We start from the raw sequence: 12,863 nt of genomic DNA, 5'->3' as shown, positions 1-12,863 counted from the left end.
TGTAACTTGATGTTAACTTTTGGTCTGTTGCGGCACGAAATTGCGGTGAAAATAAGGTGTCCGCACGAAAAAGGGCGCCCACTGGGCGCCCTGTCGCTGTCTCTTTCGAAGGCCTACTTCCGGCAATTGCCGATCAGGGATTCGTATTGTTGGGTAACCCAGCCCAGAGCCTGCTCGGGATCGCGCGCTTCGATCTTGCCGATCATGCTCTCGAACACCACTGCCGAGCGGCTTTCGTCAACCATTGTAAACGCCTGGCCGGTCATCACCACATCGTAGAGAAAGAAGCCGATGGCCACCAAAAGAATGCCGCGCAACACGCCAAAGAAAAAGCCAGCGCCCTGATCCAGCCCACCGATCGCCGAGCGCTGCACTAGTGAGGAGAACAACGGGGTGAAAAACGAGACCACGATCAGCGCCAGTGCAAACACGGCGGCAAAGGCGGTGATGATCGACAATTCGCAACTGTCGGAGATAAAGTCGCCAAGCACCGGGATCTCGGCCATCAGCGGTTCCGCTTGCGGCGCAAAGACAAAGGCCAGCACAGCGGCGGCAATCCACCCGGCGATGGCCATGGCTTCGCGGGCAAAGCCGCGCGCATAGGCCAGCAATGCCGATACTACGATGATCAGGGCTACAACCCCGTCAATTATTGTAAAACCTTCCATGTCCCTCGCCCGTTAAATTCGCGATTGGTATTTTGTGCGACCTTAGCCGGCCCCAAAGAAATCGCCAACAAATCCTGTTAAATCGGTTACTCGGCGTAAACCTATCCCTTTTATCGAGACCGATTTGCCGCCGCTTGGAGCTATTGCGGCGGTAAAACCAAGTTTTTGCGCCTCTTTCAACCGGTTTTCGGTCTGCGGCGCCGGTCTGAGGGCTCCAGATAGGGAGATTTCTCCGAAAATGACGGTATCAGCGGGCAATGCGGTGTCTTCGCGGGCGCTGAGCAGCGCCGCAGCCACTGCCAGATCGGCGGCGGGTTCGGAAATTTTCATGCCGCCTGCCACGTTGAGATAGACATCCAGCCCGGCAAAGGGAATGCCGCAGCGGGCTTCGAGCACCGCGAGAATCATTGCCAACCGCCCACCATCCCAGCCAACCACCGTGCGGCGGGGTTGCGAATGGGGGGATGGGGCGACCAGTGCCTGCATTTCCACCAGCACCGGGCGGCTGCCCTCGATGCCGGCAAAGACCACCGATCCGGGGCTGGCTTCGCCGCGTTCGGACAGGAACAGCGCCGAGGGATTGGTGACCTCGGCCAGCCCTCGGCCGGTCATTTCAAACACGCCGATCTCGTCCGCTGGGCCAAAGCGGTTCTTGACGGCGCGCAGGATGCGGAATTGGTGGCCGCGTTCGCCCTCAAAGTAGAGCACGGTGTCGACCATGTGTTCGATAATGCGCGGCCCGGCGATCTGGCCGTCTTTGGTGACATGACCCACCATGATGATGGAGATATTGTTGCGTTTGGCAAAGCTGGTCAATTCATGTGCGGCGGCGCGCACCTGGCTGACCGAGCCTGGGGCGCTGTCAATGTTATCGACCCACATGGTCTGGATGGAATCGATAATCACCAGTTGCGGCTTCTCGGCCTCAAGCGTGGTGAGGATGTCACGCAGGTTGGTTTCCGCCGCCAGCTGTACCGGGGCCTGAGACAGGTCCAGCCTCTGGGCGCGCATGCGGATCTGGGCGGTGGCTTCTTCGCCGCTGATATAGATGGTCTTGACCCCGGTCCGGGCGAACTGTGCGGCGGCCTGCAACAGCAGGGTGGATTTGCCAATGCCGGGGTCGCCGCCAACCAAAATGGCCGAACCGGAGACCAGCCCGCCACCCAGCACCCGGTCGAGCTCGGCCACCCCGCAGAGGGTGCGGGGGGGCGGTGTTTCATTTGTCGCCAGATCGCTGAGCACAATTGTGCTGCCGCGGCTGTTGCCCAGTGACTTTTTGCCGGGCCCTGCCGACAGGGCTGCGGTTTGCGACAGCGAGTTCCATTCGCCACAGCCTTCGCAGCGTCCCGCCCATTTGGAGAAACTGGCATTGCAGGCGGAGCAGGAAAAGGTTTTTGATTTGGCCATCCGGGCTTTGTGCCCCATGTTCAGGGTTTGTTCAAGCCGCAAGCGGTGGTCTCCCGCGCCTTTGCAGGCTTGGGCCTGGCGCCGCTGCGCGGCGCGGTGGCGGACTGGGGGGAGGGAGGGTTTCAGATCCGAAGGGCGGCAGCCCCGGGACGTCTGCTCAGGCAAACGGGCCCTTCATTCCCCGGGGCGGAACCGGCGGGTTCTCTCGGTGATCAGGCCGAGGATGATGGAGGCGAGGATGCAACCGGTGAACATGTAGAGACCCCAGGCGACCTCGATGGTGACATAGCCAATGCCCTTGGCCAGGGTGATGTAGAGGGCGATCAGGAAGACATCGGCCATCGCCAGTTTGCCGAGGATATGCAGCATCGGCAGGCTGCGGGCATCCAGCAGGCCCCATTGTACCAGCGCCAGCCCGATGGTTTTCAGGTAGGGGGCGAACAGGGCGAGACTGGTGACGATAAGGGCGAGGATCACGTCGCTGCGCCAGAGGCTTTGCAGGCCGGTGACCACTGAGATTTCGCTGAGGCCGAAGATGGGGAGCAGCCCGGCCCGCATCAGCGGCGCGAACCAGGCCACGGGGTAGAGGATCAGCAGCGACAGGGTGGCGAGGCGGAGGATCATTTGGGGCAGGCTCCAGTGGGGCAGGTGCTGCATGATTGGGGTGTTTTTGCAGGAAATGACAAGGGGGGATGTGGTGCAGCTTCCCCAGCTGGGTAGCTGGCCTTGGGTGGGATGCCTCCGGCGGGAGCATTTTGGAAAAGATGAGGTTTCCTGTGTCCCGGGACGTTAGAGGAATAATCTTCCAACTCCAGACACTGGTCTTCGATCTTAGAGGATCCGGTTGCTTTTCAATTTGTGCATTTTGCTTTTTGTAAAACTTGATGGACACGGTCATATCTTTGAGCCGACCTGTCGCAGGCTTTACGCGCTTTCTAAATCCACCAATTGCGCCCCCGAGGTCAACAAACCGTCCGAGGTGCTTTGTGTAACTACTGACCTCGCGGTCGGGTTCACGTGGTAGATCATGGGTAATCCCCCCATTTTTAACAGGGGGCGGTCGTAGAATTTACGCGGCCATTTTCAGTTTCATTGCGGGTGTGATGCCGCCGAGGCCCATATTCGGGCGGTCATTATTGTAAGTCCATAGCCATTGTGTGGCAAAGTCCTGTGCCTCCTCTATGTTTTCGATGATATGTTGGTCCAACCATTCATGCCTGACGGTGCGATTATAGCGCTCGATGTAAGCGTTCTGCTGCGGCTTTCCGGGTTGAATGTACTGGATGATAATACCTTGTTTCTCAGCCCATTCCAGCAGCTTACCACTGATGTACTCCGGCCCATTATCGACCCGAATGGTTCCTGGTTTCCCACGCCATTCAATGATCCGATTAAGGCTGCGAATAACCCGTTCGGCTGGCAAAGAAAAATCGACCTCGATGCCCAAACCCTCGCGGTTAAAATCATCCAGCACGTTCAAGAGCCGAAACGCCCGACCATCCCCGAGGCGATCCGCCATGAAGTCCATCGACCAGGTCATGTTCGGGGCGTCCGGCACTGCCAGCGCATCGGGTTTGTCCCGCTTTAACCGTTTCCGAGGTTTGATCCGCAAGTTCAGTTCCAGTTCGCAGTAAATCCGGTAAACCCTTTTGTGGTTCCACGAATGACCTTGCACGTTACGTAGATGCAGGAAACATAGCCCAAACCCCCAAGTCTTCCGTGCGGCCGTCAGCCCAACCAGCAGATCGGCAATCTCTTCGTTCTCATCGCTCAAGAGCGGGCTGTAACGATAGCACGTCTCACTGACATCAAACGTGCGGCAGGCCAGCGCAATGCTGATACCGTGGCGCGCCACCGCTTTCTCGGCCAGACCCCGTCGTAAGGCTGGCCGGATCACTTTTTTCCCAGGGCTTCCTTCAGTAATTCTGCTTGCATGCTCATCTCGGCATACATCTTTTTCAGCCGCCGGTTCTCGTCTTCAAGCGCCTTCATTTGGCTGATCATCGACGCGTCCATACCACCGTATTTTGATCGCCATTTGTAGAACGACGCGTTGCTCATCCCGTGCTCGCGGCACAGCTCCGTTACAGGCACACCGCCTTCGGCTTGGCGTAGGATCGCAAGAATTTGGGGTTCGCTATATCTCGTCATCTTCATCAAAATCTCCTCATGCATTCTGCCGAGAAAATTCTACTTCCACATCCCCTTAGTTTCGGGGGGGATTACCGGACCAATCAACGCCCTGACCATCCTGGCCGAAGCTGGTGACCTGCGCCGCTTCGGGCATCATCGGCAATTCCTGAAGTTCTGTGGCATGCCTCGCCCGACAGGCGATTGCAAAGCAATCTGCCGAAAGGGATCTTGCGACCATCCAGTCCGGCACATTCCGGGGGCAAACCAAACTGTCAAAATACGGTAATGCACGAATGCGCCGGACCCTTTGGATGGCAGGACAGGTTGCCATCCTGCAGCGCGCCAACAGCTTCCGGGACAAATTTGAGCGCTACATCGCCAAAGACCGCCAAAACACCCATCTGCGCCGCAAGGCGTATACCGCAATCGCCGCCACCCTCTCGTGACATTGCTGCGCAATGCACTGCCGGGCAGTGGATGGCCCGTACTGTTCATGGGATCATCAAGCATGGCGAACCATATCGCCCCTTCTTTGAGGGGTGATCGACAGCAGTAGGACCTTTCTCTGTAAGGGCCGTGGAGGCGTTGGCGTTAAGCCAGTGACCTCGTAGATAATGTTTAGGCCTTCTGCTCAACGGTCACAGGATCTCGTCTTAAGGACGGTGAGAGCCGCAAAAGCGTACTCTGTGTTTGTTATGGGAGAGACCGTTCGTTGACCAAAACGCCAAACTGAGACATGCTTCAACCGTGCCGGGTTCGCTCGACACGACAATGACCTGATGCCAAATCAGCCAAACGTTCCGCATATAGGACGTTATCAACATGGGAGGGAGTATCCGAAACTCTGTGTATGACCATCAGCCCATGCCGCTGAAACGGGTCATCTGTTGAACCGTTCCGGGTAAAGAATAGCGAACTGATTGCGGGCAGCAACCCACTCCCTGACGCACCGTCCCGTCTTTTCGAAATTGCGGATGGCCAAGTAAATCAGCTTGGTCGCCACGTCATCTGTTGGAAAGCTGCCGCGGGTTTTTGTGGTTTTTCGGATCACCCTGTTCAAGCTCTCGATAGCATTCGTCGTATAGATGATCTTGCGCACGGCTGGCGGGAAGGCAAAGAACGGGATGACCTCCTGCCAGGCGCGCCGCCAGCTTGGAGCGATTGAAGGGTATTTGTTGCCCCATTCGGCCTCAAAATCATCAAGGGCCTTCTCTGCCTCGGCGTCATCCGTGGCCCCTTCTCGGTGATGTAAACATCACCTGCCAGGCAAGGGAGTAAACCCGTTTCAGGCTTTTGGCCACATTCTTGCGGTCTTTCCAGCCGCAGAAATTCAAGGAATGGCGCACAAGGTGCACAATACAGGTTTGCACAGTGGTGTCGGGAAAGGCCGCGTTGATCGCGTCAGGGAAGCCCTTCAGGCCGTCTACGACGGCGATCAGGATGTCTTCCAGGCCCCTGTTCTTCAGGTTATTCATGATTGAGAGCCAGAATTTCGCCCCCTCGTTGGCCGCAATCCACAGGCCCAGAACCTCACGTTCGCCTTCTGGGGTGACGCCAAGGGCTACGTAAACGGCCTTGTTTTTGACCTGGCGGCTTTCCGTATCTCGGATTTTGACCCTGAGCGCATCAAGGAAAACAATCGGATATATCGGCTCCAGAGCGCGGTTCTGCCAGTCCGACACCTCAGCCAGAACAGCGTCGGTGACGCGGCTGATAAGGTCGGCAGACACCCGCAGGCCATAAACCTCTTCCAGATGGGCGCGGATATCGCGTGTGGACAGTCCAGCCGCATAAAGTCCGATGATCTTGTCATCCATCCCGTCGATCCGGGTCTGGCCTTTGCGGATCAGTTCCGGCTCAAAACTGCCGTCCCTGTCACGCAGGATGTCAATCGGCACCGCCCCGTCATTGCCCTTCAGCACTTTGCGCGTCGCTCCATTGCGTCGATTGGCCTGCTGGCTAGCAGGCTCGCCATGCGGTTCATAGCCCAGATGCTCGGTCAGTTCCGCGCCCAGCATTCGTTCAATCAGCCGGACTTTGAGTTCCTTCACCAGGCCTTTGTCGCCGAGTAAATCCTCGGGTCGTTCAACGCCGCTAAGCAGCTCGTCCAATAGTTCCTTGGAAATCGTCATTGTCGTCATGCTCCTATAGTTTGGAAGCATGGGCCAATTTCCTCATACACAGAAGATCGGACACTCTCCATGGGACTGTACCGATAGCAAGTCTCACTAATTTGGAACGCTCGGCAAGCCAGCGCGATGCTGATCCCAGGCGTCGCAACTGCATTTATGGCCATCTCTCGCCTCTGACCCTGTCGGCGAATGCCAACATTCGCCTGTCGGGCAGTGGACGGCCATAACGCTTATTTCCAAGGGCTTCCTTCAGCAGTTCGTTTTGCATGCTCATCTCGGCATACATTTTCTTTAGCCGGCTATTTTGATCCGTCATGTCCTTCATCTCAGCGATCAAAGACGCACCCCTCTCACATATGCTTCGCATGTGTTTCCGCATCAACACAGTCCTCCAAATTTAAAGATCTACACTGTGTGTTGCGACGACCGGCCGAATCCATCACCACTAATTTTAGGGGAGATTACAGGGGGGGGGGGGGCGTTGCACTGCGCCCGGACAAAAATCAGGGCGCAGTGAGTTTCAAATTATAGGGATTTGAGCTCACCGGCCATTTGGCGACCGTCGCGACCTTCCAGAAGTTCGTAATCGATCTTCTGATTGTCTGCGAGCCCGGTCATTCCTGACCGCTCTACCGCTGAGATGTGCACAAACACATCTTTGCCGCCCTCATCGGGCTCAATGAACCCAAAGCCCTTCGTTGTGTTAAACCACTTCACGGTTCCGCTTGGCATGCCCCGTGTCTCCTTCTACCTTGCACGTCACTTTGAGTAATTTCAAAGTGGTTCCGGTCCCCAAAACCGCCCTTGTGTGACTTGCATTTCAGCTTAAGAAAGCAATGTTTAGGGTGGCTTGTGAACCTTGGACAGCTTTACATGGCTAGAAGAAAAATCAAGTAAAACAAATAGACCTTACCACAAATTGCGGTGAATTTTATTTGAGATGGAGAGAATTGTTGAAATTATTTGGCCTGAAAAACTGCGATACATGTCGTAAGGCAATCAAGCAATTGCCAAAAATCGCTTTTGTCGATGTTCGAGCGGACGGTGTCCCGGTGGCAGTATTGCACCGCGCACTGGGGCAATTTGGCGACAGTTTGTTGAATATACGATCCACCACGTGGCGCGGATTGACTGCCGAGGACCGTGCCAAGCCGCAGATTGAGCTGTTGCAGATGTATCCGGCGCTGATGAAACGTCCGTTGATCGACTGCGATGGCGCGCTGTATTTGGGCTGGGGCAAAGAGGTTCAGTCAGCTCTTGGCGTTTGCTGACACAGGCCCTATCTGGGGGCAGACCAAGTACGGAGATGTCACATGCGCAATGCAGCACTGGTTTTGGGAATTATTGCCGGCCTGATTGGAATGCTGGTTGGTTTTGCCGGCTACGGTTATTCGACTGCGGTTGAGCAGTTTGGCGAGATCGAGGGCCTGGCTGAACAGGTGGACCATGTCACCCAACTGAGGATTTTTGCGGTATTGTCACCGATGCTGGCCATTGCCGGGGGCGCCATGGCACGAGCGCGGGCGCTGTGGGGTGGCATCTTGTTGCTGGCGTCGGCTGCGGGGATGTATCTGGGGTTTGGCTTTAACGTCTTCACCCTGTTCCCGATCTGCTTTGCCGGTCTGGCAAGCCTTCTGGCGATTGCCGCCGGCAAGCCGGACGAGCCCAAGGCGCATTTCTAGCCGCGGATGAATGTTTGCCTTGCCCGACCGCTCCGCCGGGCAAGCGCCTTGGGTGCCAAACAATTAGGCCAGCGCAGGCAGCGCGCGGCGTCGCAGCAGCGCATCAACCGAGATCGCTCCGGCGCCTTTGACCACCAGGACGGACAGCAAAAACACCCAGAACAAGCGCTGGTCCAGGATCACCCCGTCGGGAAAGCGGTCAAACCAGGCGCCATGGGTTTTGAGATCGCTGACCCCGTGGCCGTAAACATCGGTCAGTGACTGCATCACCACAAAGCCAATCATGCCAAGCGAGGCCAGTCTGGTGGCCAGACCAATCACCAGCAGCAGCGGCAGGATGAATTCGGCCCAGGTGCCAGCCACAACCACCAGCCATTGAAAGGCGCCCAGTTGTGAGGTGTCATAGCCGACCGCCTCGAGTTGTTTTGGGAAGATTTGCGAATAGGCGCCGATTGAGGGGCTGACGAGGCCAAAAATCCCGTCGCCCAGTTTGGTCAGGCCAGAGTTCCAGAAGTACATCAGCAAGGTGGCGGCAAAGACAAAGCGGGCGGCCAGTGGAAGCAGCCAGTTTCCGGCCCGTTCAACCAGGTCGAAAGCTGCGTTGTGAATTGAGACCAATGCGTGCATGGCGTTATCCTTTATTGTCCAAATTGATGATAGCGCCGCCTTGCAACAGCAGGGTGAGTGTTGTCCCAAGGTCGAATTCGGCGGTTGTTATCCGCGTCGCCTGATGCGCGTCGCCAATGGTTGCGCCCTGCATCAGGGCAGAAATCCAGCATGCGCCGCCAGCAGGCAGCGGTTGGGGGATCGGGTCGAACTCGGGGCGGGTGATCAGCACATCCTGAGCCAGGGCTTTGGGTTTGGCAGCGCCTTTGGTGGTGTTGAAGCGCCAGATGTCAAAAATTGGCCAGCTTGAGGCGATCACCTGTACCGATGGGGCCAGAGTAACCCTGGTTTGCATCAGATCCTCGGGCGGGATCCTGGCCAGTGCTTCGGCGGCAATCGGGCTGGCGTCGGCAGCGTGGTAGGCGCGGCGCAAAGCCAGTTCCAGGCGCGCTACATCCGGCAAATAGCCCAGGTGGTTCAACTGCTCTGTCGCTGCCAGAAACGCCGGGAAAGACGCGCCATAGAACATCATCAGCGGCGAGGATGGCGGGTGGGCGCGCAGGTACAGACCTGACAGACCATCCATGTTTTCCTTGCCCAGCAGCTTGGCAATGACTGGAAAGGCGGCGTGCATGGCCTCGGTCAGGGAGACCGCGACATTGTTGCGGTAAACGTTAAACCGGCGTCCGGCAGGGCCTGACTGGGCATCAGATAACCCGTCGGGGACCGGTAAGTTGGGGTCCATCAGGACGCGGGTGAATTGGCTTTGGCTGACGCTCATGCCGTTGCCCGTTGCAAGGCGGTGGCGGCACGGGCCGCTTCGGCGGCCAGCAGTGGCCAGTCGGGGATGTCATTGTCCCATTCGACCAGAACAGGTCGCGGCCCAGAGCGGTGCAGTGTGTAGTCTAGGAGCGCCCAGACCGGATCAGCCACCTCGCGCCCGTGGCTGTCGATCAGCAGCGGTTTGCCGTTGTCGTCGCGGTCGGTGTCGTGGCCACCGAGGTGGATTTCTCCAACCTTGTCGAGGGCAAAGGCGTCGATATAGCCCTGCGGCGAGAAATCGAGGTTACTGGCCGAGACAAAGACGTTGTTGACGTCCAGCAGCAAGCCACAGCCGGTGCGGCGGGCGATCTCGGCCATGAAGGCGGGTTCGGCCCATGTGCTCGCGTCAAAGGCGAGATAGCTGGAGGGGTTTTCCAGCAGTATTTGCCGCCCGATCACGGTCTGCAGCTGGTCGATATGGCTACAGATCCGGTCAAGCGTGTCGGTGGTATAGGGCAGCGGCAGCAGGTCGTTGTAGAAATGACTGTTATGGGTGGACCAGGCCAGATGTTCCGAGAAGCTGGCCGGGTTGAGCCAGTTGACCAGATGTTTCAGCCGGGCCAGATGGGCCGGGTCCAGCGGTGCCTCGCCACCGATGCTGAGGCCGACACCGTGAACCGATATGGCGAATTTCTCGGACAGGCGGCGCAGTTGGGCCAGCGGGCGACCCCCATCCCCCATGTAGTTCTCGGCGTGGATCTCCAGCCAGCGCACGCGGCCGGGGGTGTCCAGTATCTGGGTAAAATGCTGCGGTTTATAGCCAACCCCGGCAGCAATCGGCAGTCGGCTGGGGGGATCATAGCTGTCCTGCATGGCACTGTTCTCTCGTCTGGTCGGGGCAGGGTGGTCTGGGGCTGGCGAGGGCTGGCGAGGACGGGCGGGGCGGGGCAAAAAGGACCCAGCCCCGCCGAAGTCTTGGCTTAGGCCGGAATGTCGCGCTCCAGCGCCTCAAGGGAACCCATGCGGGCGGTGCCGTCTGCCATTTGCGGCAGCTCCATGCCGAGGCAGGATCCAGCGTCGACCAGGGTCCAGGCATTGCCCTGATAATCGGTGACCGAGGTGCCGGCACAGGTGGTGCCAGGTCCGGCGGCGCAGTCGTTCTGCCCTGCCAGCGACACGCCATAACATTTCTCTTTGGACTGAGCCGCAACGGGAGTGGTGGCGGCAGCGGCCAGTGCAGCAGCGACGGCGCTGGCGACAACAAGGGTTCTTGCAGTGTTCGACATCGGGGAGGTCCTTTTGTTATAAAGCTTGCTGTGTGGTGACAGACAAACCCTAGCGGACCGTTAGCGCAGATTGAAGACACGAGCCTGTGTGTCACGCGCCCGTCAGATTATGTGACAGAGGTTGCGGTTAAAAATTGTGTGTTTTTAGGGTGTTGGGGTGTTGCGAGCGTAATCCGGCCCCACAGTTGGGGCCGGAAATAGGTCTATTGGCGACAAATGTTACAGCAGGTCAGGTGCCGTAGCTTCCAGCGCCAGAAGCTTTGTAACATTTTCCAGGCTATCGACGGTGCTTTGCTTCTGGCCGAGACGACGGATCGACACGCTGCGTTCTTCAACTTCGCGCGCACCAATGGCCAGAATAACCGGCACTTTGCCCACCGAGTGTTCGCGGACTTTGTAGTTGATCTTCTCGTTGCGAATATCGGCTTCGGCCCGCACCCCGACTTTTTGCAGCGCAGACACAACTTCCATCACATAGGCATCAGAGTCTGAGGTGATTGAGGCGACTACCACCTGACGTGGCGCCAGCCAGAACGGCAGTTTGCCGGCGTGGCTTTCGATCAGGATGCCGATGAAACGCTCGAAACTGCCCAGACAGGCGCGGTGCAGCATATAGGGGCGGTGCTTGGCGCCATCTTCGCCGATGTAGTTGGCGTTCAGGCGTTCCGGCAGGTTGGGATCGACCTGGAAGGTGCCGCACTGCCAGACCCGGCCAATGGCATCGGTCAGTTTGAAGTCCAGCTTGGGGCCATAGAAGGCGCCTTCGCCTTCGTCCAGCGTATAGGCGTGGCCGGTGGCCTTGATGGCGTTTTCCAGCGCGTTCTCGACGTGATCCCAGCTTTCCTCGGTGCCGACGCGCTTGTCCGGGCGGGTGGCAAACATGATCTCGAACTTCTCAAACCCGAGGTCTTTGTAGACCGAGGACAGGAAGTCGATGAACTTGGCGCATTCGGCCTCGATCTGATCTTCGGTGCAGAAGATATGCGCGTCATCCTGGGTGAAGCCGCGCACCCGCATGATGCCGTGCAACGCGCCCGAGGGTTCATACCGGTTGCAGGAGCCAAATTCAGCCATGCGCAGCGGCAGGTCACGATAGGATTTCAGGCCCTGATTATAGACCTGCACGTGACAGGGGCAGTTCATTGGCTTCAGTGCGTTGATGGTCTTTTCACGGGCGTGCTCTTCGTCCACTTCGACGATGAACATGTGTTCCTGGTATTTGTCCCAGTGGCCCGAGGCCTCCCACAGCTTGCGATCCACCACTTGCGGGGTGTTGACCTCGACATAGCCATCGGCGCGCTGTTTGCGGCGCATGTAGTCCTGCAGCTCGGTGTAGATGGTCCAGCCGTTGGGGTGCCAGAAGATCTGGCCCGGCGCCTCCTCCTGCATGTGGAACAGGTTCATCTCGCGGCCCAGCTTGCGGTGGTCGCGCTTGGCGGCTTCCTCCAGCATGTGCAGGTGCGCCTTGAGCTTTTCCTTGCCGGTGAAGGCAACGCCATAGATCCGCTGCAACATGGCGCGGTCACTGTCGCCGCGCCAGTAGGCGCCGGCGATCGACATCAGTTTAAAGCTGTCACCGGGAACCTGGCCGGTATGGGCCAGGTGCGGGCCTCGGCAGAGGTCCTGCCAGTCGCCGTGCCAATACATGCGCAGCGGCTCGTCGCCGGGAATACCGTCGATCAGCTCGACCTTATAGGGTTCATCATTACTGGTGTAGAAATCAATGGCGCGCTGACGGTCCCAGACCTCGGTGGTGACAGGCTCGCGCTTGTTGATGATTTTCTTCATCTCTTTTTCGATCACGCCCAGATCTTCGGGGGTGAAGGGCTCGGCGCGGTCAAAATCATAGTACCAGCCATTGTCGATCACCGGGCCGATGGTGACCTTGGTGTCGGGCCACAGCGCCTGTACGGCGCGGGCCATGATATGGGCCAGATCGTGGCGGATCAGCTCGTTGGCCTGGGCCTCGTCCTTTAGGGTGTGTAGGGCGATGGCGCCGTCGGCGGCGATCGGCCACTGCAGGTCCCAGTGCTGATCATTGTAGGTGGCGGAAATGGCTTTTTTGGCCAGCGACGACGAAATGTCTGCGGCGACCTGGGCGGCGGTGATGCCTGCGTCGTAGCTGCGGGCATTGCCATCGGGGAAAGTAAGGGAGATTTTCTGGGAGTCGGTGGCCATCTATTGGCA

General features: G+C 58.1%; 12 protein-coding genes and 3 pseudogenes. 3 read left to right on the top strand and 12 right to left on the bottom strand.

Annotated elements, in window-relative coordinates; all coding sequences use genetic code 11:
* Nucleotides 1-113: 113 nt before the first annotated feature.
* The 4 genes from QPJ95_RS00140 to QPJ95_RS00125 all read right to left on the bottom strand — a co-directional run bounded on the left by QPJ95_RS00140 (nt 114) and on the right by QPJ95_RS00125 (nt 4,232).
* Nucleotides 114-668, bottom strand: coding sequence for a CvpA family protein (locus QPJ95_RS00140; protein ID WP_270918584.1), 555 nt, complete (start codon nt 666-668; stop codon nt 114-116).
* A 42-nt stretch (nt 669-710) separates the two neighbouring features.
* Nucleotides 711-2,075: a DNA repair protein RadA gene (gene radA / locus QPJ95_RS00135; RefSeq protein ID WP_270918739.1), complete on the bottom strand. Its 1,365-nt coding sequence runs from the start codon at nt 2,073-2,075 to the stop codon at nt 711-713.
* Between the two features lie 174 nt (nt 2,076-2,249).
* Nucleotides 2,250-2,699: a paraquat-inducible protein A gene (locus QPJ95_RS00130; protein WP_270918583.1), complete on the bottom strand. Its 450-nt coding sequence runs from the start codon at nt 2,697-2,699 to the stop codon at nt 2,250-2,252.
* Between the two features lie 445 nt (nt 2,700-3,144).
* Nucleotides 3,145-4,232, bottom strand: a protein-coding gene (locus QPJ95_RS00125) for an IS3 family transposase (protein ID WP_286018159.1) whose coding sequence is annotated in 2 segments (ribosomal slippage) — nt 3,145-3,971 and nt 3,971-4,232 — 1,089 coding nt in all. Because the reading frame shifts where the segments join, the coding sequence is not laid out codon by codon here.
* A gap of 70 nt (nt 4,233-4,302) precedes the next feature.
* Between QPJ95_RS00125 and QPJ95_RS00120 the strand changes: the two are divergent.
* A pseudogene (locus QPJ95_RS00120) lies at nt 4,303-4,819 on the top strand (transposase); the annotation flags it as partial.
* A 269-nt stretch (nt 4,820-5,088) separates the two neighbouring features.
* On the opposite strand, the pseudogene QPJ95_RS00115 reads toward QPJ95_RS00120, so the two are convergent.
* The 3 genes and pseudogenes from QPJ95_RS00115 to QPJ95_RS00105 all read right to left on the bottom strand — a co-directional run bounded on the left by QPJ95_RS00115 (nt 5,089) and on the right by QPJ95_RS00105 (nt 7,072).
* Nucleotides 5,089-6,340: pseudogene (locus QPJ95_RS00115) on the bottom strand (IS256 family transposase).
* Between the two features lie 71 nt (nt 6,341-6,411).
* A pseudogene (locus tag QPJ95_RS00110) lies at nt 6,412-6,683 on the bottom strand (hypothetical protein); the annotation flags it as partial.
* Nucleotides 6,684-6,865: 182 nt separating this feature from the next.
* The gene (locus tag QPJ95_RS00105) at nt 6,866-7,072 is read right to left on the bottom strand and encodes a cold-shock protein (RefSeq protein ID WP_270920193.1); all 207 of its coding nucleotides are present in this window, start codon (nt 7,070-7,072) and stop codon (nt 6,866-6,868) included.
* 221 nt (nt 7,073-7,293) lie between these two features.
* On the opposite strand from QPJ95_RS00105, the gene QPJ95_RS00100 reads away from it, so the two are divergent.
* Together QPJ95_RS00100 and QPJ95_RS00095 are read left to right on the top strand one after the other, a co-directional pair.
* On the top strand, nt 7,294-7,611 hold the full coding sequence (locus QPJ95_RS00100) for an ArsC/Spx/MgsR family protein (RefSeq protein WP_270920192.1): 318 nt from the start codon (nt 7,294-7,296) through the stop codon (nt 7,609-7,611).
* Nucleotides 7,612-7,653: 42 nt separating this feature from the next.
* Nucleotides 7,654-8,022, top strand: coding sequence for a hypothetical protein (locus QPJ95_RS00095; protein WP_270920191.1), 369 nt, complete (start codon nt 7,654-7,656; stop codon nt 8,020-8,022).
* Nucleotides 8,023-8,085: 63 nt separating this feature from the next.
* Here QPJ95_RS00095 and QPJ95_RS00090 read toward each other — a convergent pair whose 3' ends face one another.
* The 5 genes from QPJ95_RS00090 to thrS form a co-directional block, all read right to left on the bottom strand.
* A complete protein-coding gene (locus QPJ95_RS00090; RefSeq protein ID WP_270920190.1) occupies nt 8,086-8,649 on the bottom strand; it encodes a DoxX family protein in 564 nt (187 codons plus the stop codon).
* Between the two features lie 4 nt (nt 8,650-8,653).
* Nucleotides 8,654-9,409, bottom strand: a complete 756-nt coding sequence (locus QPJ95_RS00085; RefSeq protein WP_270920189.1) for an HvfC/BufC N-terminal domain-containing protein — start codon at nt 9,407-9,409, stop codon at nt 8,654-8,656.
* Nucleotides 9,406-10,263 (bottom strand): MNIO family bufferin maturase, encoded by an 858-nt coding sequence (gene bufB, locus QPJ95_RS00080; RefSeq protein WP_270920188.1) that lies wholly within the window; start codon nt 10,261-10,263, stop codon nt 9,406-9,408. The genes QPJ95_RS00085 and bufB overlap by 4 nt, the downstream gene beginning before the upstream one ends.
* A 107-nt stretch (nt 10,264-10,370) precedes the next feature.
* Nucleotides 10,371-10,676 (bottom strand): BufA1 family periplasmic bufferin-type metallophore, encoded by a 306-nt coding sequence (locus tag QPJ95_RS00075; protein ID WP_270920187.1) that lies wholly within the window; start codon nt 10,674-10,676, stop codon nt 10,371-10,373.
* Between the two features lie 219 nt (nt 10,677-10,895).
* On the bottom strand, nt 10,896-12,854 hold the full coding sequence (thrS, locus tag QPJ95_RS00070; RefSeq protein WP_270920186.1) for a threonine--tRNA ligase: 1,959 nt from the start codon (nt 12,852-12,854) through the stop codon (nt 10,896-10,898).
* Nucleotides 12,855-12,863 lie beyond the last annotated feature (9 nt).

It is taken from the genome of Parasedimentitalea psychrophila, assembly GCF_030285785.1.
Lineage (GTDB): Bacteria > Pseudomonadota > Alphaproteobacteria > Rhodobacterales > Rhodobacteraceae > Parasedimentitalea > Parasedimentitalea psychrophila.
The sequence above is the reverse complement of the archived record's forward strand: the minus strand, read 5'-3'. Positions and strand labels throughout refer to the sequence as shown.